Source organism: Pantoea sp. X-Soil-TKNS-1280 (genome assembly GCF_059730475.1).
In genome coordinates this window covers 959895-986320 of record NZ_AP035962.1, presented here as the reverse complement: position 1 = coordinate 986320, position 26426 = coordinate 959895, and the positions used below count along the sequence as shown (strand labels likewise).

The window sequence follows — 26426 nt, the reverse complement described above, 5'->3', positions numbered from 1 at the left end:
CTTCAAGGTACACACAGAATGGGCAGAATCGCATTATTGCTTGCGATGATTCTTATGCCGGTCCTTAGCTGGGCAATCAATCCTGAGCCAGTTAACCCTGAGGCTCCGGTAAGCAAAGAACTAAAAAAACAATTACTTGGCACCCCGGTTTATATTCAGATTTTCAAGGAAGAGCGTACGCTGGAACTGTACGGCAAGATCGGTAATGAATATCGTCTGCTGGATAGCTACCGCATTTGTAATTTCTCTGGCGGTTTGGGTCCCAAGCGCCGCGAAGGGGATTTTAAAAGCCCGGAAGGTTTTTATAGCGTCAAACTGAATCAGTTAAAACCAGATAGCCATTATTATCGCGCGATTAATACCGGTTTTCCGAACCAATTTGACCGTGACAATGGTTACAGCGGCAAATATCTGATGATCCACGGCGACTGTAAATCCATTGGCTGCTATGCCATGACCAACGCCTATATGGATGAGATCTACACCTACGTTAACGCTGCGCTGCGTAACGGGCAGGAAGAAGTGTCGTTAGGCATCTTCCCGTTCCGTATGACCGACAGCAACATGCAGCGTCACCGCTACTCCACTTACGCCAGCTTCTGGCGTCAGCTGCAGCCGGGTTATGCGTACTTTGCGAAGTACCACCAGCCACCGACGGTGAACGTCACCGGCAGCGGCCAGTACGCGGTAAACAGCAGCCCGGCGGTAATGACCGCGCCAGACGCTGCTTCAAAATCATTCCTGGCGCTCTCCCAGGCAAAATAATACCCACTCGCCTGGCACTATCCGGTGCCAGGTTTCATTCCCCGTCAGCGGTTGCGTAGCAATCACCGTCACCACATCCTGCGGCGTCGTCTGCTGCTGAAAATCAATCTCCACATCCTGATCGAGCAACTTAGCTTTGCCAAACGGCGCGCGACGGGTGATCCAGAACAGATTGGTGGAACAGAACGCCATCAGATAACGTCCATCCGACAGCAGCATGTTAAACACCCCTTTCTGCCGTAACTCCGCCGCCAGCTCCGCGATATAGCGAAACACCGCTGGCCAGTTGCCGGGCGTGCGAGGGTAACGCTGGGTCAGTTTATGCAGGATCCAGCAGAAGGCTTTTTCACTGTCGGTTTCCCCCACCGGGCGGAAATGACCGGTCTCCAGCTGACGATAGCCTTTCAACTGACCGTTATGGGCGTAGGTCCAGTTACGGCCCCACAGCTCGCGGGTAAACGGATGGGTATTTTCCAGTGACACTTCACCGCGGTTGGCCTGGCGAATATGCGCCACCACCGAATGTGATTTGATGGGATACTCCTGCACCAGACGGGCAATCGGCGAGTTATAGCTCGGCAACGGATCTTTGAAGGTGCGGCAGCCTTTATCTTCATAAAAGGTGATGCCCCAGCCATCTTTGTGCGGTCCGGTCCCACCACCACGCTGCACCAGCCCGGTAAAACTAAAACAGATATCCGTGGGGACATTGGCGCTCATCCCGAGCAATTCGCACATAGCTACCGCCTTAGTAAAATCCTCCCACCGACGTGGGAGGAGAAGCCACGACTTACTTCACCATCTCTTTTTCAATCAGCAGCATCAGGATATGAATGACTTTGATATGAATTTCCTGAATGCGGTCAGCATAACCAAAATGCGGCACACGGATTTCAATGTCTGCAGTACCGGCCATTTTGCCGCCGTCTTTGCCGGTCAGGGTGATGACCTTCATCCCCTGCGCGCGCGCCGCTTCCACCGCCTTGATGATGTTGGCGGAATTGCCGGACGTAGACAAGCCAAGCAGCACATCGCCCGGACGCCCCACCGCTTCGATATAACGCGAGAACACGTAATCGTAACCAAAGTCATTGCTGACGCAGGAAAGATGGCTGACGTCAGAGATGGCAATCGCCGGGTAGCCAGGACGGTTTTCACGATAGCGCCCGGTCAGCTCCTCGGCGAAGTGCATGGCATCGCAATGCGAGCCACCGTTGCCGCAGGAGAGCACTTTGCCACCCGCTTTGAAGCTATCCGCCAGCAACACCGCCGCGCGCTGAATCGCATGGATGTTGGCTTCATTGCTGAGGAAATTGTTCAGCGTATCGGCGGCTTCATTAAGTTCTGACCGGATAATGTCCTGATACATAGGGATGTCCTTTAGAGGAAAGATTGACCCCTGCAAGTTTAACGGAATGGCGTGGAGGCGCAAAGCACAGGCGCAGGTGAAAGCCCGGCCCTGAAGGGTAAAAAGCGTGAAGTCGTGTGTCAGATCAACCTATCCCGGCGATTTTGTGAGTTGGGTTGTAATTGTGTTGTAAACAGATTGATAAATTTCCGGCGCTGCTCTAAACCTCTATACATAACAGGTCAGACCTCTTACAACTTACGGAGCGGTTCATTATGCTGGTTGCCTCAATCGTTGCGACGCTGATATTGATTAGCGCCCTCTTCTACCATCAACTTTCCCTGCGTTTCAGCAGCGCTATCCTGCTGTTGTGGACCGCAGCCCTCGCCTTCAGCGGGTTGTGGACGCCCTGGCTGCTGCTGCCGCTCGCCATCATCCTGTTACCCTTTAACCTGCCCGCGATGCGTCGCAGTATGTTTTCGAAGCCGATGCTGCACAGCTTTCAGAAAGTGATGCCGCCGATGTCGCGTACTGAAAAAGAAGCCATCGACGCCGGTACTACCTGGTGGGAAGGTGATCTGTTCCGCGGCAAGCCGGACTGGCAGAAACTGCACAACTATCCACAGCCACGTCTGACAGAAGAGGAACAAACCTTTCTCGATGGCCCGGTAGAAGAAGCCTGCCGTATGGCGAATGATTTTCAGATCACCCACGAAATGGCCGATCTGCCGCCGGAGCTGTGGGCGTATCTGAAAGAACATCGTTTCTTCGCCATGATCATTAAAAAAGAATATGGCGGCCTCGAATTCTCTGCCTATGCTCAGGCGCGCGTGCTGCAAAAACTGGCGGGCGTGTCCGGAATCCTCGCCATCACCGTTGGTGTGCCTAACTCTCTCGGTCCAGGCGAATTGCTGCAACACTACGGCACCGATGCGCAGAAAGATCACTACCTGCCACGACTGGCACGCGGCGACGAAATTCCCTGCTTCGCGCTGACCAGCCCGGAAGCCGGTTCTGATGCCGGAGCCATCCCGGATACCGGCGTGGTGTGTATGGGTGAATGGCAGGGCAAAGAAGTGCTCGGCATGCGCCTGACGTGGAACAAGCGCTATATCACCCTGGCACCGATTGCTACCGTGCTCGGCCTGGCCTTTAAACTCTCCGACCCGGAACATCTGCTGGGCAATACCGAGGAGCTGGGCATTACCTGCGCGCTGATCCCCACCCATACGCCAGGCGTGGAAATTGGTCACCGCCACTTCCCGCTAAACGTGCCGTTCCAGAACGGCCCGACGCGAGGCAAAGATATCTTCGTACCGATTGATTACATTATCGGCGGCCCGGCGATGGCCGGTCAGGGCTGGCGTATGCTGGTGGAATGCCTCTCGGTAGGACGTGGTATCACCCTGCCGTCCAACTCCACTGGCAGCCTGAAAAGTATCGCGCTGGCAACCGGTGCCTATGCGCACATTCGCCGCCAGTTCAAAGTCTCCATCGGCAAAATGGAAGGGATCGAAGAACCGCTGGCACGCATTGCCGGAAATGCCTGGGTGATGGATGCAGCAGCAACACTGATCACCAGCGGCATTATGCTGGGTGAAAAACCGGCAGTGCTGTCGGCGATTGTCAAATATCACTGCACCCATCGCGGTCAGCAGTCGATCATTGATGCGATGGATATCGCCGGGGGCAAAGGCATCATGCTCGGCGAGAATAACTTCCTCGCTCGCGCCTACCAGGGCGCACCGATTGCCATTACCGTCGAGGGGGCCAATATTCTGACGCGTAGCATGATTATCTTCGGTCAGGGTGCGATTCGCTGCCATCCGTGGGTACTGGAAGAGATGAATGCCGCGGCGAAAAACGATCTGGCGGCCTTTGACCGTGCGCTGTTCAGCCATATCGGCCATGTGGGCAGCAATAAAGTTCGCAGCCTGTGGCTGGGTCTGACCGGTGGCCGCACCAGCGCGACACCCACCCGCGACGCTACCCGCCGTTATTATCAGCAAATGAACCGTCTGAGCGCTAACCTGGCGCTGCTGGCTGATGTGGCCATGGCGGTGCTGGGTGGCAGTCTGAAACGTCGTGAGCGCATCTCTGCGCGTCTGGGGGATGTCCTGAGCCAGCTTTACCTGGCATCAGCAACCTTAAAACGTTATGAGGACGAAGGCCGTAACGAAGCCGATTTGCCGCTGGTGCACTGGGGCGTCCAGGATGCACTGCATCAGGCAGAAGTGGCCATTGACGACCTGCTGCGCAACTTCCCAAACCGTTTTGTCGCCGGTGCGCTGCGTATGGTGATCTTCGTCGGTGGACATCACTGTCCGGCCCCGTCGGATAAGCTTGATCATAAGCTGGCGAAACTGCTGCAACTGCCCTCCGCGACGCGCACGCGTCTGGGTCGTGGTCAGTATCTGACGCCGAGCGCGCACAACCCTGCGGGCCAACTGGAGCAGGCGTTACAGGATGTGATGGCGGCGGAAGTGATTCACGATCGTCTGTGCCTGCAACTGAAGAAAAATCTTTCCTTCACCCAGCTGGATCAGCTGGCACAACGTGGTTTGAAAGAAGGCTGGATTGACGAAGCCGAAGCGAAGATCCTGACCCGCGCCGAGGCCAGCCGTTTGCGTGCCATCAACGTGGATGAGTTTGCGCCGGAAGCCCTGGCGGTGCCAAAGCCACAAACTAAAACACCCGCACGCGCCAGCGAAGCGGCGTAAACGATGACAAAACGCGCCGCACGAATTCATAGCGGCGCGTTTTATCGCGTAATTCCGTGCGCGTTGTCCGCAAAAGACGCGCGATAAATCGCGCCGCTACGGAATGTGCCAGAGGATTTAACTCGCCTGACGGATGCGGGCAATCAACCCATCCGCATCATCAATATGGTTGGCCGCCAGAATCAGCGTGCGCCCCAGCGTGATGCAGTTACGAATGCACTCGGTACGCATGGCGTCATCGCCAATATTTTTGAAATCAGCGACATGTGACATACCCACGGTACGGCGAATCAACTCAGTGCCGCAGTAACCGAGGGTGTCGCTCCACACTTTGCGCAGGAAAGCCGCAGCATAGCCGGGATACGCCAGCGCCACATCGGTGGTTTTGGCCTGTGCCAGTTCGAGGAAACGGCTGGCAAAGGTGCTCCATACCTGATGCACATCGCTCAGGCGACGTTCACGCGCTTCCGCCGCTTCACGCGGGGCCAGCAGACCCGGCAGGCAGCAGTAGTTAATCAGCAGGTTGCCCAGCGCGGTACCGACGTCAAAACCAATCGGCCCGAAGTAGCCAAACTCGGCATCAATCGCTTTCAGACTGCCATCCGCCACAAAGATTGATCCGCTGTGGATATCGCCGTGCAGCAAGGCTTCGGCATCGGCGAAGAAGCGATGCTTCAGACCAGCCACCGCAATGCGCAGTGCGTCATCGCTACGCAGGCTTTCCACTAGCGATTGCAGCGCCGCCGGGTATTTATTGCGTTCATGATCAACGTAAGGATCGTTAAAGAACAGGTCTTCGGTGATTTCACACATTTCCGGGTTAATAAAGCGCGCCACTTCCGCTTTTTTCTTATGCGGATGCAGGATGAAATCCGAGGTATGGAACAGGGTCTGCGCCAGGTATTCGCCCAGCTGGCTGGCGGCCTGCGGATAATACACGCCTTTCACCAGCTCGCCACGCCAGATACGATGGCTGGAGAGATCTTCCATCACCATCACCGCCAGCTCAGCGTCGTAATGGGTGACATGCACGGTGTGCTGCGGGCAATGTTTGTAGTGTTCCACCAGCGTCTGTGCTTCGAGGCGTGCGCGGTCAAGGGTTAACGGCCAGGATTCACCCACGCAACGCACATATGGCAGCGCTTGTTTCACCACCACACGGCTGACGCCCTGATTGTCGTAAATCTTGAACACCAGGTTGAGATTCCCATCACCGATCTCCTCGGCGCTCACCAGCGCTGACGGATCGTCCACACCGCCAAATTGTTTTGCATATTCCACAGCATCGGCAGCGGTGAACGTACGGTATTGCGACATTGCCTGTTCCTCGTGAATCGTAAGTAATAAGCCGTTCAGACGTCTATACATCCGTCACGCATGTTGGCACAATAGCCGCCATTAACGCAACAGAGATTTCACACCATGCAAACACTTCGCACAACCAGCCTGGAAATTCGTGATAACCAGCTGTGGATCCTTGACCAGCAGGCATTGCCACAGCAGAAAAACTGGCTACCTGCGCACGATGTCGCGCAGCTGGTCGCTCATATCCACGCGTTACGTGTGCGTGGCGCACCGCTGATTGGCCTTTCCGCCAGTCTGCTGCTGGCGCTGCTGGCCGAGCAAGGGATGAACAGATCCGGTCTGGCGGAGGCGCTGGAGGTGCTGCGGGCGGCACGCCCGACGGCGGTCAACCTGATGAACAATCTGGACCGCATGAAAGTGGTGCTGGCAGAGAACGATTTTGTCACCGCACTGACGGCAGAAGCGCTGCGTCTGGTGGCGGAAGATAAACAACTGTGCGACAACATCGCCCGCGCGGGGAGCGCACTGGTCACACCGGGCAGCCAGTTGCTGACCCACTGCAACACCGGCGGCCTGGCTACGGCGGGTGTCGGCACCGCGCTCGGAGTGATTGCCCATGCGCATCAGCAGGGCAAAGTGAAAAATGTCTGGGTGGATGAAACCCGCCCGCTGTTGCAGGGTGGCCGCCTTACCGCCTGGGAGCTGGGTGAACTGGGGATTCCTTATCACCTGATCACCGATTCGATGGCCGCCAGCCTGATGGCGCGCGGCGTGGTGGATGCGATTTGGGTCGGTGCGGATCGCATCGCTGCCAATGGCGATGTGGCGAACAAAATCGGCACCTATAGTCTGGCGGTGCTGGCGCATTATCACGGCGTCCCGTTCTATGTGGCTGCACCGCATACCACGCTGGACCGCCTGTGCCCGAATGGAGACGCCATTCCAATTGAACAGCGTGCCGCCAGTGAAGTCACCGGCGTATCCGGCAGTTTTGGTAGCGTACAATGGGCACCCGAGAATGCGGCAGTTTACAACCCGGCGTTTGATGTAACGCCCGCTGCATTGATCAGTGGCTGGGTGCTGGATACCGGCGTGGTCACGCCTGAGCAGGTTCAGGAAGGGATTTTTCAGCCATAAATAAACCCGGTCGGGATTTATCCCGACCGGGTTCAACTCCGCACCAGACTACGCCAGACGCGGATACGCATCCGCAATGCTGTCGCCGGTGAAATTGGCAATCCAGCCTTCCTGATTATCGAAGATACGGATCGCGGTGAAGTGGGGTTCAGAGCCCATATCGAACCAGTGCGGCGTTCCGGCTGGCACGGAAATCAGGTCCTGTTTTTCACACAGAATCTGATACACCTGACCATCAAGATGCAGGCAGAACAAACCGGAACCTTCGACAAAGAAACGCACTTCATCTTCGCTGTGGGTATGTTCGTTAAGAAACTTAGTGCGCAGCGCTTCTTTCTGCGGGTTATCCGCACGCATGCTCAGCACATCCCAGCTCTGATAGCCTTTCTCCGCCACCAGACGATCAATCGCATGCTGGTAAGCGTTAATCACCGTGTCAGAATCCGGGTTGGCACCCAGATCGCGATCGGCCTGCCAGCGCTCAAAACGGACGCCTTTGGCGTTGAGACGCTCGCGAATCGCTTCTGCATCGGTGCTGTGCCACACCGGCTGGCTGGCTTCAGTATCGGTAAAAATGGTCAGTGCACTCATCCTAAATCGACTCCGGGTTAATCTGGGAAAAATCGTTTACCTGACGATGGCGACTTTCGCTATCCGCCTCGCCGCGAATTAATTGCAGGGTGCGCCAGCCCGCTTCAGCCGCTGCGTCCAGTTCCTGGTGAATATCGGACAGAAATAACAGTTCAGACGCATCATGACCGATTTGCTGAGCGATATTGCGGTAGGACTGGCTTTCACGCTTGGCACCGACGCCAGTGTCAAAATAGCCGCTAAACAACGACGTTAAATCACCTTCGTCACTGTAGCCAAATAACAATTTCTGCGCCGCCACCGAACCGGAGGAATATACATACAGCGCTTTACCCTGCTGACGCCAGCGTTCAAACGCCGGCAGCACATCAGGATAGAGATGGCCGGTAAACTGGCCTTCGACATAACCATCACGCCAGATCATGCCCTGCAACGCTTTCAGGCCGGGTGATTTACGATCCAGGTCGATGTAGCTAATCAGTGTGACGATAACTTCATCCAGCGTGGCCTCGGGTGCGCCGGATTCCTGACGCACCGCCTCCAGCGCGGCGGCCACGGCCTGCTCCGCCTGATGCTCGCGTACAAAAGTCGCCAGATGCTGACGGGCATACGGGAATAATACGTTGTGGACAAAGCGGATATCGCTGGTGGTGCCTTCAATATCGGTAACAATTGCGCGAATCATCTGGCCTCCAGCAGCCGACGTTGTAGTTCACATTCAAACAAAAATTCCAGCCCTTCCAGATGACGACGGGCCTCGTTGACGTCTTTACCCCAGCAGGTCAGGCCATGGCCGCGCAGCAGAAAACCATAACGCAGCGGCGTTTCAACGGCAAAGGCCGCAATACGCGCAGCCAGGGCATCGATATCCTGGTCGTTATCGAACAGTGGAATCGCCACGGTGTTGAGATGGGTGTCCTGACCGGCGAGCGTTTTCTGCATTTCATAACCGCTCAGCAGCAGCGCGCTGCCCTTCTCCACCCGTGACAACACCGTCGAATTGACAGTATGCGTATGTAGCACGGCACCGGCTTGCGGGAACAGACGATAAATCAGGGTATGCAGACCCGTCTCCGCCGATGGCTTACGTCCGGACGGCACCTCGTTAGTGGCAATCTCCACCTGAATAAAATCATCACGCGTCAGGCGGCCTTTATCCTTGCCCGAAGCGCTCAGCAGGCAATACTCGTCATCCTGACGAACCGACATGTTGCCGCCCGTGGCCGGTGCCCAGCCTTTTGCGCCAATCCAGTGGCAGGCAGCCACCAGCTGTTCCAGTGGAAGAAAATCGGTCATAGCGATGTTGATATCCCGCAGGTTAGTTTGGACGTCTAAGCGTCTCGATTGCCAAATATTAACATCCTGTTTATAGTGGCAGCAACAGAGGGTTAACTCCGCAACGACATTCGCGCTTAAGGCAAAAGATCAATGACGCAGCACAACCTGATTCCCGAGAGCAAATTACCGGCGCTCGGCACCACCATTTTTACCCAAATGAGCGCGCTGGCACAGCTTCATAACGCGATAAACCTGTCGCAGGGTTTCCCTGATTTCGACGGTCCGCGCTATCTCCAGGAACGCCTGGCGTATCACGTCAGCCAGGGTGCCAACCAGTATGCCCCAATGACCGGTGCATTACCGTTACGCGAAGCCATCGCCGACAAAACGGCAGAGCTGTATGGTCACAAACCCGACGTCAATAGCGACATCACCGTTACCGCCGGAGCGACCGAAGCGCTGTACGCCGCGATTACCGCGCTGGTGCGTCCGGGCGATGAAGTGATCTGCTTCGACCCCAGCTACGACAGCTATGCCCCTGCCGTGCAGCTGGCCGGTGGCGTGCTAAAACGCATTGCCTTGCAGCCTCCGGGTTTCCGCGTGGACTGGAACGCATTCCAGAGCCTGTTGAGCGCCAAAACCCGCCTGGTGATTCTGAATACGCCGCACAACCCTTCCGCCACTGTCTGGCGCAAGAGTGATTACGCGCAGCTGTGGCAGGCCATCGCCGCACAGGAAATTTATGTGCTGAGCGACGAAGTTTACGAACACATCTGCTTCGCCGAAGAGGGGCATGCCAGCGTGCTGGCCCATGCCGAATTGCGTCAGCGCGCGATTGCCGTGTCGTCCTTTGGTAAAACCTTCCATATGACCGGCTGGAAAGTAGGTTACTGCGTGGCACCCGCGGCGATCAGCGCGGAAATCCGCAAAGTGCACCAATATCTGACCTTCTCGGTAAATACCCCGGCACAGCTGGCGATTGCTGATATGCTGCGCGCCGAGCCGGAGCACTATCGCGAGCTGCCAGAATTTTATCGCGCCCGCCGCGACCGTCTGGTACAGGCGCTGGCGAAAAGTCGTTTCGAAGTGCTGCCCTGTGAAGGCACCTACTTCCTGCTGGCGGACTACAGCGCGATTTCCGATCTGGATGACGTGAGTTTCTGCCAGTGGCTGACCAAAGAAGTCGGCGTGGCGGCGATTCCGCTGTCGGTGTTCTGCGCCGATCCTTTCCCGCATAAGCTGATCCGCCTGTGCTTTGCCAAACAGGAAGCGACGCTCGACGCCGCTGCGGAGCGTTTATGTCAGCTTTGAAAATTACCGTTTTGCAGGAAACCCTGAGCTGGATGGATGGTGCAGCGAATCTGCGCCATTTCGACGGCGTGCTGAAAGGCATTGAAGGGCGTGATCTGATCCTGCTGCCAGAGATGTTTACTACCGGCTTCGCGATGGAAGCAGCGGAAAGCTCGCTGCCTCAGGAAGAAGTCGTCGCGTGGCTGCACCAGCATGCCAAAGCCAGCAATGCGCTGGTTGGCGGCAGCGCGGCAATCCAGACCGAAAAAGGCGCGGTTAACCGTTTCCTGCTGGTTGAGCCGGATGGCACGCTGCATCAATATGACAAGCGCCATCTGTTCCGCATGGCGAATGAGCATCAGCATTATGTTGCGGGTGAAACGCGCGAGGTGTTTACCTGGCGTGGCTGGCGCATTCTGCCGCAGATTTGTTATGACCTGCGTTTCCCGGTCTTTACCCGCAACCGCAACGATTATGATCTGGCGCTGTTTGTCGCCAACTGGCCCGCGCCGCGTGCGCTGCACTGGCAGTCACTGCTGCTGGCAAGGGCGATTGAGAACCAGGCGTATGTCGCGGGCTGTAATCGCGTCGGCAGCGACGGTAATCAGCACCAGTACAGCGGCGATAGCCGGATCATTTCACCGCTGGGTGACATCCTGGCCGCCGCTGAGCCGTTTGCGCGGGCGCGCATTGATGCTGAGTTGTCGCTGGAGGAGTTACAGGCCTATCGTGAACGCTTCCCGGCGTGGCGCGATGCGGATGCGTTTACGCTATAACCCGAACAGATCCCGTATCGGCGCGATTTATCGCGCCATTCCGCGTGCGCTGCGGGAAAAATCCGCGCGATAAATCGCGCCGCTACGGAACGAGCAATCAACTGCCGCGATAGGTTGACCACGACCACGGGGAAATCAGGAACGGCAGATGATAATGGCTGCCGGTTTCCCCCAGCACAAAATCAATCTGCGCACTGACGTACAGCGCATCACGGCCCGCTGCGGCAAAATAATCACCAATTTCAGCAGTCAGACGATAATGCCCTGGCGCTAATGGCTCTGGGGTTAAATCTTTAATCCGCCCGTCGGTATCGGTCTTGCCCTGTGCCAGCGGCAGCCAGCCTTCCGGGCTATTCTGTTCCAGCGAGATCGCCACACCAATCGCCGGTTTACCCAGCGCCGTATCGAGAATATGCGTGGTGATGGTGCTCATATGATGCTCTCCTTCAGCCGTAACAAAGTAATTTCCCGTAATTGTGCCAGCGCTTCCTGCTGTTCTGTCGCGGCATCATTATTGAGGCGGCGCTGCAACTCCGCCAGCATTTCCTCGCCGCTACGACCTTTGGCGCGAATCAGAAAGACCCGGCCAAAGCGCTGTTCATAGCGTTGATTACCCGCCAGCATGGCAAACTGCAACGCGCCGTCAGCCTCATTCATGGCTGACTGCTCACTGCGCGAAAACGTGGCTTCTTTGCCCTCGCCCTGGGCTTTCTCACCAATGCGTGGATGGGCGCTCAGCGCCTGTTCCAGCTCCGCCCCCTGCCACCGTTGGGTCAGCGCCTCGGCTTCAGCGATCAGCCGGGCGCGATCGGCAAACGGGCGGGCCGCCACCAACGCCTGTTGCCAGGCGGGAATGGCGACACAATGGGCAATCGCCGCCTGAGCCTGCGCGGGTGACAACTGATTAAAGCTCTCCAGATTCATGCCACCACTCCTGTTATGCTCGTGCCAGATCGCACACCGCCTGCAAATACGCCTGCACCCCCAACGCCACATCCGCCGTCTGCACCGACTCCGCCGGATGGTGGCTGATGCCGCGATGGTTGCGCACAAACAACATCCCCACTGGCCAGCGTTCCGCAATGGCGATCGCATCGTGTCCGGCACCGCTTGGCAGCGACAAACTGCGCCCCTGCACCGTTTCCAGCGCATGGCTCAGCGCCTGTTGCAACCGCGCATCGCAGGCAGTCGCAGCAATACGATAATATTCGTCCGCGCTGAAGCTCAGGCCACGGCGTAAGGCGATGGCTTCCGCCTGGGTCAGTAACTGCGACAGCAGACGTGCCAGCGGTTCATCCTGCGGACCGCGCACATCCAGTGACAACTGCACGTCACCCGGGATGACATTCACCGCCCCCGGTGCGCAGTGCAGCGTTCCCACCGTCGCCACCAGCTGCGGATCCAGCTCACGGGTGGTCTGCTCGATAAACACCATCCACTCGGCAGCCGCGGCCAGCGCGTCTTTACGATGCGTCATCGGCACCGTACCCGCATGGCCTGCTTCGCCGGTAAAACGACAATTCAGGCGACGCGCCCCGTTGATGGCCGTCACCACGCCAAGCGCCAGATCTTCCTGCTCAAGGCATGGCCCCTGCTCGATATGCAACTCCAGATAGGCCGCGATGTCGTTAACATCACGCGCGGCGTCAAGGATGTTCGCCGCATCCAGGCCAACATCCTGCATCGCCTGCGCGACAGTGATGCCGTTGCCATCGGGATGAGTGACCCAGCTTTCCGGCCAGCTGCCGGTGATGCCACGGCTGCCCAGCAGGGTGATACCAAAACGTGTGCCCTCTTCGTCGCCGAAGCCAACAATCTCAATCGCCAGCGGCAGGCGCTGCTGGTGATCGTGCAGCCACTGTACGGTTTCAATCGCGCTCAATACACCAAGCATCCCATCGTAGCGACCGGCGTTACGTACGGTATCGAGATGTGAACCGAGCAGAAGCGCCGGTGCACCCGGCGTGGCGGATTCATAGCGGCCGCAGATATTGCCAACCGCATCCTGCCATATCGTCATACCTGCGGCCTGCATCCACTCACCGACGCGCTGATTAGCACGCATTTGTTCCGGCGAGAGGTAGACCCGCATCAGGCCATCTTCCGTTTCACTGATCTCAGCCAGCGCATCGCAGCGTGCCATGACGCGTGCGGCGGCTGACTGCGCCTCGCTGGCAGTCATCAGGCTTTCACTCATGCGTGGCTCCCGTAATGATCCCAGGCCGCCTGTAGCGCCGCACCCTGTGTGGAACGGAAGCCCAGATGATTCAGCACGGCTTCCAGCGCCGTCAGGGTTTGCATCACGCAATCTTTGCGCGCGTTGTAGCCCATGGTCCCGATGCGCCAGACCTTGCCGTGCAGCGGGCCAAACGAGGTACCAATCTCAATACCGAAATCTTCCAGCACCCGCTTACGTACCTCATCGCCGTTCACGCCCTGCGGGATCACCACACCCAGCACGTTATTCATCTTATGTTGCAGGTCACCAAAGGTTTCCAGCCCCATGCCCTGAATGCCTTTCAGCAGCGCATCGCCATGCAGCTTATGACGGGCGATACCGTTATCCAGCCCTTCCTGCATGATCAGACGCGCGCACTCACGCGCACCAAACAACGCCGTGGTGGCTTCGGTATGGTGGTTCAGACGCTCCGGGCCCCAGTAATCCATGATCATGCCGAGATCGAAGTAGTTGGAGTAGATCATCTCGTCCTCGCCGTCCTGATGATCGGCGGTACGGATCCCCTCTTCCACACATTTACGTTTGCGGATCACCGCTTCCATCTGTGGGCTAAGGGTAATGGGTGACGTACCCGACGGACCGCCGAGGCATTTCTGCATCCCCGCCGAAACCGCATCCAGCCCCCAGGCATCGGTTTCCAGCGCATTACCACCGAGGGAGGCGGTGGCATCGGTGTAGAACAACACGCCATATTTCTGGCAAATGGCACCCAGCTCAGCCAGCGGTTGCAGCATGGTGGTGGAGGTATCACCCTGCACCGTCAGCAGCAGGCGCGGCTTGATACGCTTGATGGCATCTTCGATCTGATCCGGCGTAAACACCTCGCCCCACGGCACCTCAATGGTGTGCACTTCCGCACGGCAGCGGCGGGCAATTTCACACAGCAGATGACCAAAACGACCGAATACCGGCACCAGCACTTTGTCGCCCGGACGGATCGCCGACAGCAGAATCGCTTCGATCCCGGCGCGTGAGGTGCCGTCGATCAGCATGGTCCAGCGGTTTTCGGTACGGAATACGCCGCGATACAGCGCCATCACCTCATTCATATAATTCGTCATCGCCGGGTCGTATTGACCAATCAACTGTGTAGACATGGCGCGCAGTACGCGCGGATCAGCGTTGATCGGCCCCGGCCCCATCAGCAGGCGTTGCGGTGGATTGATTTGCGGAAACTGCGCGATGTCCATGATGAATTCCTTGTTATTGGCTTAGAGACGAACCGTCGAGATAAATTGTTTCAGTTCCGCGGTTTGCGGATTGGCGAACAGCGTTTTGCTGTCACCCTGTTCCCAGACGCGTCCCTGATGCATAAAGACCACACGATCGCCCACGTCGCGGGCGAAGTTCATTTCATGTGTCACGAGAATCAGCGTCATACCCTCAGCCGCCAATTGCTCCAGCACCTTCAGCACTTCGCCTACCAGCTCAGGGTCAAGCGCCGAGGTGATCTCGTCACAAAGTAATACTTTGGGCTGCATCGCCAGCGCACGGGCAATCGCCACGCGCTGCTGCTGGCCGCCCGAAAGATTGGCCGGGTAATAGTCGAGGCGCTCACCGAGACCGACTTTTTCCAGCATCTGTTTTGCCAGTTCCCGGCACTCCGCCTCGCTCTTTTTCAGCACGCGACGCGGTGCCAGCATGACATTTTCCAGCGCCGTCATATGCGGGAACAGGTTGAAGCTCTGAAACACCATGCCGACCGAACGGCTGATGTCACGCGCCTGGGATTCCCGATCGGTAATGGTCATGCCGCCGAGTTTGATGCTGCCTTCCTGATAGCCTTCCAGCCCGTTCATGCAGCGCAGCAAGGTACTTTTACCCGATCCGCTGCGGCCGATGATGGAGATCACCTCGCCCATTTCGATATCGAGATCGACCCCTTTCAACACATGGTTGTCGCCGTAGTACTTCTGTACCTGATTAATGGTGATGAGCGGCATTGAATTTTTTCTCCAGGTACTGGCTGTAGCGAGACAGCGGATAACACATCAGGAAGTAACCCAACGCCACCAGGCCAAATACCTTAAACGGCTGATAAGTCACATTGGTCAAAATGGTGCCGGCCTTGGTCAGCTCGACAAAACCGATGATGGAAGCCAGCGCCGTGCCTTTAATCACCTGCACGGCAAAGCCGACGGTCGGCGCGATAGCAATGCGGATCGCCTGCGGGGCAATCACGCGGTACAACGTCTGGCCGAACGTCAGGCCCAGGCAGCGCGACGCTTCCCACTGGCCTTTCGGTAACGCACGGATGCTACCGTGCCAGATATCCACCAGAAACGCGCTGGTGTAGAGCGTCAACGCCAGTGAGGCGGCGGTCCAGGGGGCAACATCGATGCCGAACAACCCGACGCCAAAGAACGCCAGAAACAGCTGCATCAGCAGTGGCGTGCCCTGAAACAATTCGGTGTAACCACGGATCACCCGCATCAGCCACGGTTTACGCAGCAGGCGCAAAAACAGCAGCGGCAGGGTCACCAGCGTGCCACCAAAGAAGGCCACCAGCGACAGCAAAATCGTCCAGCGCGCCGCCAGCAGCAGGTTGCGCAGGATGTCCCAGTCGGTAAAGGTCGTCATGATGGCAGCGCTCCAAACCATTTACGTCCCACTGCCAGCAGCAGCTGACGCATGGCAATCGACAACGCCAGGTAAATCAACGTGGTCACCAGATAGACTTCAAAACTCAAAAAGGTTCGCGACTGAATCAGGTTGGCGGCGAAGGTCAGTTCCTCATAGGAGACCTGCGACACCACTGACGATCCCAGCATCACGATGATGCACTGGCTGACCAGTGCCGGATAAATACGTTGCAAGGACGGCGGTAACACCACGCGCAGAAACGTCTGGCTGCGAGTCAGGCCAAGTACACGCCCGGCCTCCCACTGCCCTTTCGGCGTCACCTGAATACCGGCACGGATGATCTCGGTACTGTAGGCACCGAGGTTAATCAGCATCGCCAGCAGCGCTGCTTCGCCCGCCGTCAGTTTCAGACCAAGATTGGGCAAACCAAAGACGATAAAAAACAGCTGCACCACAAACGGGGTGTTGCGAATCAGCTCGACATAAACGCCCCAGATACGGCTCAGCCAGCTGGGTTTGCCGCTGCGCAGTGCCGCACCAAGGATACCGAGCGACACGCCCCCTACGGTCGCCAGTACCGTCAGCTGGATGGTGACCCACAGCCCCGCCAGCAGCTCCGGCCAATGCGGCCAGAGCGCAGCAAAGTTAAGTTGCCCAATCATTGGCTGTCCTTCTTATGCGCCGAGGTTGGCCGGCAGTGGCGCTTTCAGCCACTCTTCGGACAGCTTGTTCAGAGTGCCGTCTTTAATGCCCTGCTCGATCAACGCATTCACTTTATCTTTCAGCGCAGGCTCGTCCTTTTTCAGACCGATAAAGCACGGGGAATCTTTCAGCATGAACTGCGCGACCGGGGCTTTGGCTGGGTTCTGGCGCGCAATCGCCGCCACGACCAGGTTGCCGGTGGCGATGTACTGCACCTGACCAGAAAGATAAGCCGACAGCGTGGTGTTGTTATCCTCGTAACGTTTCACATCGGCGTCTTTCGGTGCGATGCCGGTCAGAACCATATCCTCGACCGCACCACGCGTTACACCGATGGATTTGCCGCTCAGGGCCGCTGCATCTTTGATTTCTTCGCCTTTCGGACCAAACACACCCAGGAAGAACGGCGCGTAAGCACGGCTAAAGTCGATCACTTTTTCACGTTCGGCATTTTTCCCCATGCTGGAGATCACCAGATCGACCTTATCGGTTTGCAGATACGGCACGCGGTTAGCACTGGAGACAGGCACCAGCTGCAACTTCAGTTTCATCTCTTTGGCGAGATACTTCGCCATGTCGATGTCATAGCCCTGCGGCTGTAAATCGGTGCCGACGGAACCAAACGGCGGGAAGTCCTGCGGTACGGCAATGCGGATAACACCGCGTTTCTGGATGTCCTGCAGCTGATCGGCCATCGCGCTACCGACCTGCGCCATCATTAACGCAGCGCCTGCTACTGCCATTAAAACTTTTTTCATTATGCACCCCGGTGAGTTTACGTGAAACAAAAGATTCTTGATTAATCGTTCTGCAACTAATGTGCCAACCGAAACAAAAAGAACACTTCCATGAAAAATCAGGGTTGCAGCTTTATCAGGGTGAAAAAAACCGGCGCAGCGCCGGGACGTCAAAGCGATCAAAAAAGGTGCAAAGCACCAAAACGGTGCCCTTTAACGGTGTTCCAGCTCATCCAGATGCTGGTAGAGATCGGCGATTTGATGAATACGCTGGCGACCTTGCGACAACATTTCATGCAACAGGGCATTAGCCAGCAGGTTCACCAGACTCATGGCGGAGGCATAGCTGTCGAAGGCGGAGACGCTGTCGAGCGGTGCACACAGCTGCCAGCGCGCCAGGGTGAGCACGCCCTGCGCCTGCGGTTCACACAGCGCCAGCACCGGGATATTACTTTGTTGTAGCTGCTGCATCAGCGGGCGGAGGATGCGGGGCCGACGGCGAAACGCCATCACCACCACCACATCTTCCGGGGTGATATCCACCAGCTCCTCACCCAGCGTCTGGCCGGGTTGCGGCAGCACATGGACCTGCGGACGCGCCTGCATCAGCTGCTGGCGCAGATGCAGCGCTACCGGATAGGCATTACGCATGCCGACGATAAACAGCCGTTTCGCCTGCGCCAGCGCCTGAATCACCTCGCCAAACTGCTGCGGATCAATGCTGTTGACCCACTGCGTCAGGTTCGCCATCTCCTGCTTGTAATGACGCGACAGCAGCGTGTTGCCCTGCACCGCATCGCGGTTGTCCGTCAGGGGCATACCGCTCTGGCGCAGCGTGCGCAGCTCATCACGCATGTCTTTGTATTTTTCGTAGCCAAGGCGCTTGAACAGGCGGCTCACCGTCGCTTTTGACACACCACTCAGCCGCGCCAGTTCCGCACTGTTATAGCTGATCAGGTCGTCAAAATGGTCAAAGACAAAATCGGCAATGCGCTGCTCCTGCGGCGACAGTTGCGGATAGTGGCTACGGAGGCGTTCATCTAACTGTTTCATCATTCGTCCTGTAACTTTCGTTTCATCACAAGCTAGCATAAATCGATCCACAATGGTTTTCCTGCCAAAACTGGAACAGCTCTTGCTATAACTTCCCCACGTACCCGAAAAATGAGTTCACTATGATACAGAGCAATATGGCGCCATTAGGCATGGCCGTAACCCCGCACCATCTCGCCAGCGAAAGCGCCTTAGCGGTGCTGCGCGAAGGTGGCAACGCCATTGAAGCCATGGTTGCGGCTGCCGCCACTATCGCCGTGGTCTACCCGCATATGAACGGGCTGGGCGGTGACGGCTTCTGGCTGATTGTGCCGCCGGGTGGCGATCCCATCGCTATCGATGCCAGCGGTGCTGCCGGTTCACTGGCGCACTTCGATTTTTATCACGGCGCAACAAAAATTCCACATCGCGGACCGAAAGCGGCGCTGACCGTGGCAGGCACCGTCAGCGGCTGGCAGGAAGCCCTGGCTTATTCTGCCGAGCTGGGAGCCACAGCATTGCCGCTGCCACGCCTGCTACGTGACGCTATCCGCTATGCGGCTGACGGCATTCCCGTCACTGACTCGCAGGCCGCCGCCACTGCTGCTAAACGCCATGAATTGCAGGATCAGCCGGGGTTTGCTGCCACCTTTTTGCCCGATGGCGAAGTGCCTGCGGCAGGTAGCCGTTTCACCCAACCGGCGCTGGCGAATACCCTCAGCCTGCTGTGTGAGCAGGGATTAGACAGTTTTTATCGCGGTGAACTGGCGCATCATCTGGCACGGGAAATGTCGGCACTCGGCATGCCGGTCACCCTCGAAGATTTGCAACGCCAGCAGGCCCGCCGCTGCACGCCGTTGCATCTGGCGCACAGCGAAGGCGATATCTGGAACATGACGCCACCCACCCAGGGGTTGGTGTCGCTGGCGATTCTGGGCATTACCGATCAGCTCAATATGGCGGATGCCGATGAAACACAGACCGTGCATCGCATCGTTGAAGCCACCAAGAAAGCCTTTGCCCTGCGCGATCAACATATTACCGATCCGCGCCATATCGACATTGATGTGCAAAGCCTGCTGGATGCCGATCATCTCGCTGGCCTGGCCGCGCAGATTGATGATGCCAATGCCGCCCCGTGGGGCACCGGTAAAGGTCCGGGAGATACTGTGTGGATGGGGGTGATGGACAGCAGCGGGCTGGCGGTCTCCTTTATCCAGAGCATTTATCACGAATTTGGCAGCGGCGTGGTTCTGCCGGGCACCGGTATCACCTGGCAAAACCGTGGCGCGGCCTTCAGTTTGCAACCCGGCCACCTGCTGGCGCTGGCACCCGGCAAACAACCGTTCCACACCCTTAACCCGGCGGCGGCACGCCTGAAAGATGGCCGCACCATGGTGTATGGCTCAATGGGCGGCGACGGCCAGCCACAGACCCAGGCGGCAATTTTTACCCGCCATGTTATCCAGGGATTGCCGTTGCAACAGGCGGTGAGCTCGCCGCGCTGGCTGCTGGGCCGTACCTGGGGACAATCCTCTGACTCCCTTAAACTGGAAGCGCGTGTGGCGCCGGAAACGGTACAGCAGTTGCGCGCACTGGGTCATGAAGTGGAACTGTTACCTGATTTTAGCGAGGTGGTCGGCCATGCTGGTGCCATTGTTCGCCATAATAACGGCATGCTGGAAGGCGCGTTTGATCCGCGCAGCAACGGCAGCGCCGCTGGTTTCTAAGGAGAAAACTGATGAGTGCACAACCGGACTGGGCTGCCTATATTGCCCAGATGGAACAGATTCTGGCGCTGGAGCTGGATGAGGCGCGCCGCGCCGAACTTTTGACCCAATTTAACCGCATTGCCGCGATGGCTGAACCGCTGATGGCTTATCCGCTCGACGATCGTCTGGAAGTGGCGGGAGTGTATAAGCTATGAAACTTTCTGCCCTCTCAATCAGCGCGCTGCAACAGGCACTGAGCAACGGTGACATCAGTGCGCGTGACATCGCCGAACACACGTTAAGCGCGATTGAACAGCATAATCCGGCACTCAACGCCTGGACCGAAGTCACCGGTCAGCGCATGCTGAAAGAAGCGGATCAGCTGGATGCACAACGCCAACGCGGGGAAACCTTACCGGCGCTGGCGGGCATTCCCTATGCGGTGAAGAACCTGTTTGACGTCGCCGGTCACAGTACCCTGGCCGGTGCCAGCCTGTTCAGTGAACGCCCGGCAGCGCGCGAAGACGCCTGGGCGGTGAGCAAGCTGCGACAACAAGGGGCGCTACTCTCCGGGATGCTGAATATGGATGCTTATGCCTACGGCTTCACCACCGAGAACACCCATTATGGCCCCACCCACAACCCGCGCGATCTGACGCGGGTGGCGGGTGGTTCCTCAGGCGGATCGGCAGCCGCCGTCGCGGCCGGGCTGGTGCACTTCTCGCTCGGCAGCGATACCAACGGCTCGATTCGCGTTCCGGCTTCGCTGTGCGGCATTTTCGGCCTGAAGCCTACCTTTGGCCGTTTATCCCGCAGCGGCAGCCACCCGTTTGTCGCCAGCCTCGACCATATCGGCCCCTTCGCGCGTTCCGTGGAAGATCTCAGCCTGGTGTATGACATTTTGCAGGGAGCTGACGCCAGCGATGCCTTTCAGGCCGCGCAACCGGTGATGACGGCAAGCGACACACTGGTGCAGGGATCGGCAGGGTTACGTTGTGGCGTGTTAGGCGGCTTCTTCTCCACCTGGTGCAATGATGATGCCCGAGCCGCGCTGGCCGTGGTGGCCAAAGCGCTGGCAGCCAGCGATGAAGTCACGATGCCAGATGCTGAGATAGCCCGCTCTGCCGCCTTTATCCTCACCGCTGCGGAAGGAGGCAATCACTACCTGCCAAAACTGCGCGAGATGCCAGAACGTTTCGAACCGAACTCACGCGAACGCCTGCTGGCTGGTGCGATGCTGCCCTCCGCCTGGTACGTGCAGGCACAACGCTTCCGTCGTCATTTCCAGCAACAGGTACTGCCGCTGTTTGATCAGTTCGATGTGTTGATCGCCCCGGCAACGCCGTGCAGCGCGACCACCATCGGCCAGGAAACCATTCATATCAACGGCCAGCATCTGCCGACGCGCGCCAGTATGGGGATGCTGACTCAGCCGATCTCCTTCCTTGGCCTGCCGGTGTGTACCGTACCGCTGCCGACGGCGAGCGGCCTGCCGATTGGATTACAGCTGATCGCCGCACCGTTTAAAGAACACCTCGCATTGCGCGCCGCCTGGGCGTTGCAACAGCAAGGGCTTACTCTGCCGCAAACCACCCTGATGGACGCATAAACATGACACCTGAACATATTGATCGTCCGGCAATTGTCGCCGAAGTGACCGCGGCGTTTTATCGCTACGAGCAGGCGCTGGTCAGCAATGACGTGGACGTTCTGGATGAGCTGTTCTGGCATGACAGCCGCACGGTACGCCTCGGTGCCGGTGAGAATCTGTATGGCATCGAAGAAATCCGCGCGTTTCGTGCCGCACGTCCCTCGGCCGGACTGGATCGTACGTTACGCCACACGGTGATCACCACCTTTGGCGATGACTATGCGGTGTGCAGCACCGAGTTTACCCGTGAGGGAACGGAGAGGATTGGCCGTCAGCAGCAGACCTGGGTGCGGCTGCCGTGTGGCTGGCGTATTGTTGCCGCGCAGGTGAGTTTGATGAATTAGAGATATATTGCCAGGCTACTGGCAATATATATGCCCTCAATGTAGCGGCGCGATTTATCGCGCGGATTTTTCCAGCATCGCGCACAGGAATGCGCGATAAATCGCGCCGCTAAGGGGCTGTTATTCTGCCGGATGCGTTTCCATCCAGTGATCGGCGATCTGCTGGCGGGTGCATACCCAGACCCGATCATGCTGCTGGATATGATCGAGGAAGCGTTGCAGGCCACGGAATTTGCCCGGACGCCCCAGCAGACGACAATGCATACCAATCGACATCATCTTCGGCGCGGTTTCTCCCTCTTCATACAACACATCAAAGGTGTCACGCAGATAGGTATAGAACTGCTCGGCGGTGTTGAACCCCTGCGGCGAGGCAAAGCGCATATCGTTACATTCCAGCGTATACGGAATGATCAGATGCGGTTTTACCGTACCATCCTGACAAGTGACCTGGGTCCAGAACGGTAAGTCATCGCCGTAGTAATCGCTGTCGTAGCTAAAGCCGCCCTGCTCCACCACCAGACGGCGGGTATTGGGGCTGTCGCGCCCGGTGTACCAGCCGGTTGGCGCTTTACCGAACAAATCCTTCAACACATCCACCGCCTGCTGCATATGCTGACGCTCGGTTTTCGCATCCATGCCCTGATAGTGGATCCAGCGCCAGCCGTGGCTGACGACGTCATAGTCAGCGGCTTTGATCGCTTCGACAATTTCCGGGTGACGAGCCAGTGCCATTGCCACACCAAAAATGGTCAGCGGCAAACCGCGTTTTTGAAATTCATTGTGGATGCGCCAGAAACCGGCGCGGGAACCGTACTCATACAACGAATCCATCGACATATGGCGATCGGCGTAGCTGGCGGCTCCGATGATATCAGACAGAAACTGCTCGGAACCGGCGTCACCGTGCAGCACGTTATTTTCAGCGCCCTCTTCGTAATTGAGGACAAATTGCACTGCCACACGGGCTTTCCCTGGCCAGTGGGCATGCGGTGGCTGGCCTGCGTAACCAATCAGGTCGCGTGGATAGTTTTTGTTGAAGCTGTACTCTTTCTTTTCAGATACATCAGTCATTCTGTAAGTTCCTGTGTAAACCTCAACCAGTGCTTAGTTTAGGTGCTGGAAGGCACCTGTGAGCGGTTTTTCTAGCGGGTAATCGAGATCGCCATGTTTGCTGGTGCCAAAGCCCAGCGCCACCAGCGATTCCACCATTTTGACCGCCGCACCAACGCCGTCGATCACCGGCAGACCGAGTTCCCGGGTCAGATCCTGCGCCAGCGTTGCCATCCCGCCACAACCCAGCACAATCGCCCCGCTGCCATCTTCCCGCTTCGCCTGGATACAACGCTGACGTACTTTTTCCTGTGCAATTCCGCTGCCATCTTCTAAGGCCAGCACCGGCAGATCGATGGCGTGCACCCCGGCGCAGTGATGGGTAAAACCATATTGCTGCAATAAATGGCGCGCGATAATTAGCGTGCGTGGCAGCGTGGTGACGATGGAAAAACGCGTCGCCAGTAGCGTGGCGGTGTGCATCGCCGCTTCCGCAATGCCGACCACCGGGCCGCTTGCCAGCTCGCGGGCGGCTAATAAGCCGGGATCGCCAAAACAGGCAATCACATGCCCACTCACCCCCTGCGCTTTGCCCAGCTTCACCTGTTCCAGCACCCCAATCGCCGCAATGGCTTCATCAAAATGGCCTTCAATCGAAGGCACGCCCTGGCTCGGACACACCGCAATAATTTCCGTGCCCGGTGCAGCAACGGCACGCGCCGCCTGGCCGATGGTTTCCGTCATCGCCAGGCTGGTGTTGGGGTTGATGACCTGGATCAGGCTCATTACGGTTCTCCTTTCCCGGCAAATAACCGGGCAAAGTCAGGGAGGGTTTCACCGCTGCGCTCAAAGTGCAGGCTGGCAACAATATGTTCGAAATGATGCTGAAGTGATGCCGTCAGTGCAGGCAGATCCTTCTGGCGCAACAGCTCCACCAGTCGATCATGATGATCACAACGGCAACCACGCTGCCAGGGCGCGCCCCAGGCGGCAATCACCAGCGAGGAACGTTGCGTCAGACGCGTCACCATCTCGGTCAGCACCTGATTACCGGATATCGCCTGCAGCTGGATGTGGAAGGCAGCCGACAGACGGATAGCGGCGGCACCATCATTCTGTTCGTGTGCCTGCTGCTCCTCAGCAATCAGACCAGCCAGCGCCGCCAGATGCGGCGGCTGGACATGCGCGACGACCGCAGTCAGGTTGGCACACTCCAGTAAACTACGCGTGGCGAAAATATCACGCGCCTCTTCCACGCCAGGCGTCGCAACCTGTGCACCACGCCTGGGCGATAAGGTGATCATTTGCACCGCCGCGAGGCGTTGCAGCACCTTGCGAATGCCCGTGCGGCTGACACCAAACACCTCGGATAAGGCTTCTTCCGGCAATTTGCTGCCTGGCGGTAATTGATGTTCGACAATGGCGTTCAGCAACGCCTGGTAGATCGGTTCATCTCTATCATTCAGATCTGCGGCCGTTCTCTGGCCTGTTTCACTCTTCATTTCCCGCTCCGGTAAATGTCTGTGCACAGCACATCGTATACGCGAAAAACAATTTTTGTATACAAGAAATCAATTCTGGCCTGGATCCTGCAATACCGTTTCACGCTGTGATTATTTTTTCATTATTAAGAGAGGAGCAGGTTTCATGCCAAATCATTCTGAAGTGACCTCTGCGGTGGCCTCTGAAGCCAACGCCCATTACAGCCCACGACTTTGCAACGAGGATCTGGCACCGACGCGTGATCAGAACTGGTCGTGGTACAACATTTTTTCTTTCTGGATGTCGGATGTACACAGTATGGGCGGCTATGTGGTGGCTGCCAGCTTCTTTACCCTCGGCCTGGCAAGCTGGCAGGTGCTGCTGTGTCTGCTGGTAGGGATTTGCATTGTCCAGCTGTGCGCCAACCTGGTGGCGAAGCCGAGCCAGATGGCAGGCGTGCCTTACGCGGTGATCTCACGTCAGGCATTTGGTGTTTTCGGGGCTAATATCCCGGCGGTGATTCGTGGCCTGATCGCCTTCGCCTGGTATGGTATTCAGACTTACCTGGCAGCCAATGCATTGATGCTGGTGCTGCTGAAGTTCTTCCCCTCACTCGCCAGCATGACGCACAGCAGCTGGCTGGGCTTATCTCTGCTGGGCTGGTGCTGCTTCGGTATCATGTGGTTCCTGCAGGCACTGGTGTTCTGGCACGGGATGAACGCGATTAAACGTTTCATCGATGTTGCCGGCCCGGCTGTATACGTCGTGATGGTGGCATTGGCCGGATGGATTGTATACAAGACCGGTTTTGACGGTATCTCCTTTACCCTCGCCAGCAAGCAGTTAAGTGCCGGTGAGCAGACCTGGCAGATGATCACCGCCACAGCGCTGGTGGTGTCTTACTTCTCCGGTCCACTGCTCAACTTTGGTGACTTCTCCCGTTATGGCAAGAATATGGGCGAGATTCGTCGCGGCAATCGCTGGGGCCTGCCGTTTAACTTCCTGCTGTTCTCCATCGTCACCGTGGTGATTGTCTCCGGCAGCAATTCGCTGTTTGGCCGCATGATTACCGACCCGATTGAAACGGTCAGCATGGTGGGTAACGATTTGGCGGTGGCGATTGGCCTGCTGACCATGATCACCGCCACCATCGGTATCAATATCGTGGCGAACTTCGTTTCACCGGCTTTCGACTTCTCCAACTGCTCGCCGCAGAAAATCAGTTTCCGCACCGGCGGCATGATTGCCGCAGTGGGTTCGGTCCTGCTGACGCCGTGGAACCTGTTCCAGTCACCTGAGTTGATTCATTACACGCTGGATGTACTGGGTGCCTTTATCGGGCCACTGTTTGGCATTTTGATCGTCGATTTCTATCTGATCAAACGCAGCAAGGTGTATGTCGATGACCTGTTTGATGACACGCCGAAAGGCCGTTACTGGTATCAGAGCGGTTTTAACCCGAAAGCGATCGCCGCATTGCTGCCATCGGTGGGAATTGGTCTGATTATCAGCTTTATCCCTTCACTGCATGAAGTGGCGAACTTCAGCTGGTTTATCGGTGTGGCTCTGGGCATGGGTTGCTATCGCTGGCTGGCACGTGCTGAACGTGAAGCTCCGGTAGCAGGGGCGTATCGTGGCAAGGTGGCGGTACAGAAGGATTAACCCGAACGGCGCGATTAGC

The 26426-nt window shown here is 57.4% G+C and carries 28 protein-coding genes; 10 read left to right on the top strand and 18 right to left on the bottom strand.

Features of this window, described 5'->3' with window-relative positions; all coding sequences use genetic code 11:
* Positions 1 to 18: 18 nt before the first annotated feature.
* Entirely contained in the window at positions 19 to 765 is a 747-nt protein-coding gene (gene dpaA / locus AC6I8X_RS04465; protein WP_313682565.1) for a peptidoglycan meso-diaminopimelic acid protein amidase, read from the top strand.
* Here the strand turns inward: dpaA and AC6I8X_RS04460 are convergent.
* Positions 736 to 1503, bottom strand: a complete 768-nt coding sequence (locus tag AC6I8X_RS04460; protein ID WP_084872965.1) for a class II glutamine amidotransferase — start codon at positions 1501 to 1503, stop codon at positions 736 to 738. The genes dpaA and AC6I8X_RS04460 overlap by 30 nt on opposite strands.
* Before the next feature lie 52 nt (positions 1504 to 1555).
* Positions 1556 to 2134 (bottom strand): D-sedoheptulose 7-phosphate isomerase, encoded by a 579-nt coding sequence (lpcA, locus tag AC6I8X_RS04455; protein WP_208714109.1) that lies wholly within the window; start codon positions 2132 to 2134, stop codon positions 1556 to 1558.
* A 254-nt stretch (positions 2135 to 2388) separates the two neighbouring features.
* Between lpcA and fadE the strand changes: the two genes are divergently transcribed.
* Complete coding sequence (fadE, locus tag AC6I8X_RS04450; protein ID WP_497840635.1) at positions 2389 to 4833, top strand: acyl-CoA dehydrogenase FadE; 2445 nt, start codon at positions 2389 to 2391, stop codon at positions 4831 to 4833.
* 117 nt (positions 4834 to 4950) lie between these two features.
* On the opposite strand, the gene mtnK is transcribed toward fadE, so the two are convergent.
* The gene (gene mtnK / locus AC6I8X_RS04445) at positions 4951 to 6150 is read right to left on the bottom strand and encodes an S-methyl-5-thioribose kinase (protein WP_497840634.1); all 1200 of its coding nucleotides are present in this window, start codon (positions 6148 to 6150) and stop codon (positions 4951 to 4953) included.
* Positions 6151 to 6255: 105 nt separating this feature from the next.
* On the opposite strand from mtnK, the gene mtnA reads away from it, so the two are divergent.
* A complete protein-coding gene (gene mtnA / locus AC6I8X_RS04440; protein ID WP_497840633.1) occupies positions 6256 to 7275 on the top strand; it encodes an S-methyl-5-thioribose-1-phosphate isomerase in 1020 nt (339 codons plus the stop codon).
* A gap of 48 nt (positions 7276 to 7323) precedes the next feature.
* Here mtnA and AC6I8X_RS04435 read toward each other — a convergent pair whose 3' ends face one another.
* From AC6I8X_RS04435 to AC6I8X_RS04425, 3 genes are read right to left on the bottom strand one after another with little or no spacing between them, the layout of a single operon-like run.
* Positions 7324 to 7866 carry a 1,2-dihydroxy-3-keto-5-methylthiopentene dioxygenase gene (locus AC6I8X_RS04435; RefSeq protein WP_497840632.1) on the bottom strand — a complete coding sequence of 181 codons (543 nt, stop codon included), beginning with the start codon at positions 7864 to 7866 and terminating at the stop codon, positions 7324 to 7326.
* 1 nt (position 7867) lies between these two features.
* A complete protein-coding gene (gene mtnC / locus AC6I8X_RS04430; protein WP_313690312.1) occupies positions 7868 to 8551 on the bottom strand; it encodes an acireductone synthase in 684 nt (227 codons plus the stop codon).
* Complete coding sequence (locus tag AC6I8X_RS04425; protein ID WP_313690314.1) at positions 8548 to 9162, bottom strand: methylthioribulose 1-phosphate dehydratase; 615 nt, start codon at positions 9160 to 9162, stop codon at positions 8548 to 8550. Before AC6I8X_RS04425 ends, mtnC begins: the two co-directional genes overlap by 4 nt.
* Before the next feature lie 132 nt (positions 9163 to 9294).
* Between AC6I8X_RS04425 and AC6I8X_RS04420 the strand changes: the two genes are divergently transcribed.
* The gene (locus tag AC6I8X_RS04420) at positions 9295 to 10455 is read left to right on the top strand and encodes a pyridoxal phosphate-dependent aminotransferase (RefSeq protein WP_299457210.1); all 1161 of its coding nucleotides are present in this window, start codon (positions 9295 to 9297) and stop codon (positions 10453 to 10455) included.
* The gene (locus tag AC6I8X_RS04415) at positions 10443 to 11210 is read left to right on the top strand and encodes an amidohydrolase (protein WP_497840631.1); all 768 of its coding nucleotides are present in this window, start codon (positions 10443 to 10445) and stop codon (positions 11208 to 11210) included. Before AC6I8X_RS04420 ends, AC6I8X_RS04415 begins: the two co-directional genes overlap by 13 nt.
* Positions 11211 to 11307: 97 nt before the next feature.
* Here the strand turns inward: AC6I8X_RS04415 and uraH are convergent, their stop codons facing one another.
* The 9 genes from uraH to hpxU all read right to left on the bottom strand — a co-directional run bounded on the left by uraH (position 11308) and on the right by hpxU (position 18524).
* Entirely contained in the window at positions 11308 to 11643 is a 336-nt protein-coding gene (gene uraH, locus AC6I8X_RS04410) for a hydroxyisourate hydrolase (protein WP_313689667.1), read from the bottom strand.
* Entirely contained in the window at positions 11640 to 12134 is a 495-nt protein-coding gene (gene uraD, locus AC6I8X_RS04405) for a 2-oxo-4-hydroxy-4-carboxy-5-ureidoimidazoline decarboxylase (protein WP_497840630.1), read from the bottom strand. The genes uraH and uraD overlap by 4 nt, the downstream gene beginning before the upstream one ends.
* Before the next feature lie 13 nt (positions 12135 to 12147).
* A complete protein-coding gene (gene hpxK / locus AC6I8X_RS04400; RefSeq protein WP_313689663.1) occupies positions 12148 to 13407 on the bottom strand; it encodes an allantoate amidohydrolase in 1260 nt (419 codons plus the stop codon).
* Positions 13404 to 14639 (bottom strand): pyridoxal-phosphate-dependent aminotransferase family protein, encoded by a 1236-nt coding sequence (locus AC6I8X_RS04395; protein ID WP_313689661.1) that lies wholly within the window; start codon positions 14637 to 14639, stop codon positions 13404 to 13406. The genes hpxK and AC6I8X_RS04395 overlap by 4 nt, the downstream gene beginning before the upstream one ends.
* Positions 14640 to 14660: 21 nt before the next feature.
* Positions 14661 to 15392: an amino acid ABC transporter ATP-binding protein gene (locus AC6I8X_RS04390; RefSeq protein ID WP_313689673.1), complete on the bottom strand. Its 732-nt coding sequence runs from the start codon at positions 15390 to 15392 to the stop codon at positions 14661 to 14663.
* Complete coding sequence (locus AC6I8X_RS04385; protein WP_497840629.1) at positions 15373 to 16029, bottom strand: amino acid ABC transporter permease; 657 nt, start codon at positions 16027 to 16029, stop codon at positions 15373 to 15375. The genes AC6I8X_RS04390 and AC6I8X_RS04385 overlap by 20 nt, the downstream gene beginning before the upstream one ends.
* Entirely contained in the window at positions 16026 to 16694 is a 669-nt protein-coding gene (locus AC6I8X_RS04380) for an amino acid ABC transporter permease (RefSeq protein WP_299457226.1), read from the bottom strand. The genes AC6I8X_RS04385 and AC6I8X_RS04380 overlap by 4 nt, the downstream gene beginning before the upstream one ends.
* A 12-nt stretch (positions 16695 to 16706) precedes the next feature.
* The gene (locus tag AC6I8X_RS04375; RefSeq protein ID WP_313689097.1) at positions 16707 to 17492 is read right to left on the bottom strand and encodes a transporter substrate-binding domain-containing protein; all 786 of its coding nucleotides are present in this window, start codon (positions 17490 to 17492) and stop codon (positions 16707 to 16709) included.
* 192 nt (positions 17493 to 17684) lie between these two features.
* A complete protein-coding gene (gene hpxU / locus AC6I8X_RS04370; RefSeq protein ID WP_299457231.1) occupies positions 17685 to 18524 on the bottom strand; it encodes a MurR/RpiR family transcriptional regulator HpxU in 840 nt (279 codons plus the stop codon).
* A 122-nt stretch (positions 18525 to 18646) separates the two neighbouring features.
* Between hpxU and AC6I8X_RS04365 the strand changes: the two genes are divergently transcribed.
* Genes AC6I8X_RS04365 through hpxZ form a run of 4 tightly spaced genes read left to right on the top strand, consistent with a single transcriptional unit; the run spans position 18647 to position 22210 of the window.
* The gene (locus tag AC6I8X_RS04365) at positions 18647 to 20233 is read left to right on the top strand and encodes a gamma-glutamyltransferase family protein (RefSeq protein WP_299457233.1); all 1587 of its coding nucleotides are present in this window, start codon (positions 18647 to 18649) and stop codon (positions 20231 to 20233) included.
* 11 nt (positions 20234 to 20244) lie between these two features.
* On the top strand, positions 20245 to 20430 hold the full coding sequence (gene hpxX / locus AC6I8X_RS04360; protein ID WP_084872924.1) for an oxalurate catabolism protein HpxX: 186 nt from the start codon (positions 20245 to 20247) through the stop codon (positions 20428 to 20430).
* Positions 20427 to 21824 carry an AtzE family amidohydrolase gene (locus AC6I8X_RS04355; RefSeq protein WP_497840628.1) on the top strand — a complete coding sequence of 466 codons (1398 nt, stop codon included), beginning with the start codon at positions 20427 to 20429 and terminating at the stop codon, positions 21822 to 21824. The genes hpxX and AC6I8X_RS04355 overlap by 4 nt, the downstream gene beginning before the upstream one ends.
* Before the next feature lie 2 nt (positions 21825 to 21826).
* Positions 21827 to 22210: an oxalurate catabolism protein HpxZ gene (gene hpxZ, locus AC6I8X_RS04350; protein ID WP_313689090.1), complete on the top strand. Its 384-nt coding sequence runs from the start codon at positions 21827 to 21829 to the stop codon at positions 22208 to 22210.
* Between the two features lie 120 nt (positions 22211 to 22330).
* Here the strand turns inward: hpxZ and puuE are convergent, their stop codons facing one another.
* Genes puuE through AC6I8X_RS04335 form a run of 3 tightly spaced genes read right to left on the bottom strand, consistent with a single transcriptional unit; the run spans position 22331 to position 24765 of the window.
* Positions 22331 to 23284, bottom strand: coding sequence for an allantoinase PuuE (gene puuE, locus AC6I8X_RS04345; RefSeq protein ID WP_497840627.1), 954 nt, complete (start codon positions 23282 to 23284; stop codon positions 22331 to 22333).
* A 33-nt stretch (positions 23285 to 23317) separates the two neighbouring features.
* A complete protein-coding gene (hpxA, locus tag AC6I8X_RS04340; RefSeq protein ID WP_208714089.1) occupies positions 23318 to 24049 on the bottom strand; it encodes an aspartate/glutamate racemase family protein in 732 nt (243 codons plus the stop codon).
* On the bottom strand, positions 24049 to 24765 hold the full coding sequence (locus AC6I8X_RS04335) for a GntR family transcriptional regulator (protein ID WP_313689142.1): 717 nt from the start codon (positions 24763 to 24765) through the stop codon (positions 24049 to 24051). The genes hpxA and AC6I8X_RS04335 overlap by 1 nt, the downstream gene beginning before the upstream one ends.
* A 145-nt stretch (positions 24766 to 24910) precedes the next feature.
* On the opposite strand from AC6I8X_RS04335, the gene AC6I8X_RS04330 reads away from it, so the two are divergent.
* Positions 24911 to 26407 carry an NCS1 family nucleobase:cation symporter-1 gene (locus AC6I8X_RS04330; RefSeq protein WP_497840626.1) on the top strand — a complete coding sequence of 499 codons (1497 nt, stop codon included), beginning with the start codon at positions 24911 to 24913 and terminating at the stop codon, positions 26405 to 26407.
* The last annotated feature ends 19 nt before the right edge of the window (positions 26408 to 26426 follow it).

Coding starts and splice junctions, on each gene's coding strand:
- dpaA (WP_313682565.1), top strand. CDS start 19: ATGGGCAGAATCGCATTATTGCTTGCGATGATTCTTATGCCGGTCCTT.
- AC6I8X_RS04460 (WP_084872965.1), bottom strand. CDS start 1,503: ATGTGCGAATTGCTCGGGATGAGCGCCAATGTCCCCACGGATATCTGT.
- lpcA (WP_208714109.1), bottom strand. CDS start 2,134: ATGTATCAGGACATTATCCGGTCAGAACTTAATGAAGCCGCCGATACG.
- fadE (WP_497840635.1), top strand. CDS start 2,389: ATGCTGGTTGCCTCAATCGTTGCGACGCTGATATTGATTAGCGCCCTC.
- mtnK (WP_497840634.1), bottom strand. CDS start 6,150: ATGTCGCAATACCGTACGTTCACCGCTGCCGATGCTGTGGAATATGCA.
- mtnA (WP_497840633.1), top strand. CDS start 6,256: ATGCAAACACTTCGCACAACCAGCCTGGAAATTCGTGATAACCAGCTG.
- AC6I8X_RS04435 (WP_497840632.1), bottom strand. CDS start 7,866: ATGAGTGCACTGACCATTTTTACCGATACTGAAGCCAGCCAGCCGGTG.
- mtnC (WP_313690312.1), bottom strand. CDS start 8,551: ATGATTCGCGCAATTGTTACCGATATTGAAGGCACCACCAGCGATATC.
- AC6I8X_RS04425 (WP_313690314.1), bottom strand. CDS start 9,162: ATGACCGATTTTCTTCCACTGGAACAGCTGGTGGCTGCCTGCCACTGG.
- AC6I8X_RS04420 (WP_299457210.1), top strand. CDS start 9,295: ATGACGCAGCACAACCTGATTCCCGAGAGCAAATTACCGGCGCTCGGC.
- AC6I8X_RS04415 (WP_497840631.1), top strand. CDS start 10,443: ATGTCAGCTTTGAAAATTACCGTTTTGCAGGAAACCCTGAGCTGGATG.
- uraH (WP_313689667.1), bottom strand. CDS start 11,643: ATGAGCACCATCACCACGCATATTCTCGATACGGCGCTGGGTAAACCG.
- uraD (WP_497840630.1), bottom strand. CDS start 12,134: ATGAATCTGGAGAGCTTTAATCAGTTGTCACCCGCGCAGGCTCAGGCG.
- hpxK (WP_313689663.1), bottom strand. CDS start 13,407: ATGAGTGAAAGCCTGATGACTGCCAGCGAGGCGCAGTCAGCCGCCGCA.
- AC6I8X_RS04395 (WP_313689661.1), bottom strand. CDS start 14,639: ATGGACATCGCGCAGTTTCCGCAAATCAATCCACCGCAACGCCTGCTG.
- AC6I8X_RS04390 (WP_313689673.1), bottom strand. CDS start 15,392: ATGCCGCTCATCACCATTAATCAGGTACAGAAGTACTACGGCGACAAC.
- AC6I8X_RS04385 (WP_497840629.1), bottom strand. CDS start 16,029: ATGACGACCTTTACCGACTGGGACATCCTGCGCAACCTGCTGCTGGCG.
- AC6I8X_RS04380 (WP_299457226.1), bottom strand. CDS start 16,694: ATGATTGGGCAACTTAACTTTGCTGCGCTCTGGCCGCATTGGCCGGAG.
- AC6I8X_RS04375 (WP_313689097.1), bottom strand. CDS start 17,492: ATGAAAAAAGTTTTAATGGCAGTAGCAGGCGCTGCGTTAATGATGGCG.
- hpxU (WP_299457231.1), bottom strand. CDS start 18,524: ATGAAACAGTTAGATGAACGCCTCCGTAGCCACTATCCGCAACTGTCG.
- AC6I8X_RS04365 (WP_299457233.1), top strand. CDS start 18,647: ATGATACAGAGCAATATGGCGCCATTAGGCATGGCCGTAACCCCGCAC.
- hpxX (WP_084872924.1), top strand. CDS start 20,245: ATGAGTGCACAACCGGACTGGGCTGCCTATATTGCCCAGATGGAACAG.
- AC6I8X_RS04355 (WP_497840628.1), top strand. CDS start 20,427: ATGAAACTTTCTGCCCTCTCAATCAGCGCGCTGCAACAGGCACTGAGC.
- hpxZ (WP_313689090.1), top strand. CDS start 21,827: ATGACACCTGAACATATTGATCGTCCGGCAATTGTCGCCGAAGTGACC.
- puuE (WP_497840627.1), bottom strand. CDS start 23,284: ATGACTGATGTATCTGAAAAGAAAGAGTACAGCTTCAACAAAAACTAT.
- hpxA (WP_208714089.1), bottom strand. CDS start 24,049: ATGAGCCTGATCCAGGTCATCAACCCCAACACCAGCCTGGCGATGACG.
- AC6I8X_RS04335 (WP_313689142.1), bottom strand. CDS start 24,765: ATGAAGAGTGAAACAGGCCAGAGAACGGCCGCAGATCTGAATGATAGA.
- AC6I8X_RS04330 (WP_497840626.1), top strand. CDS start 24,911: ATGCCAAATCATTCTGAAGTGACCTCTGCGGTGGCCTCTGAAGCCAAC.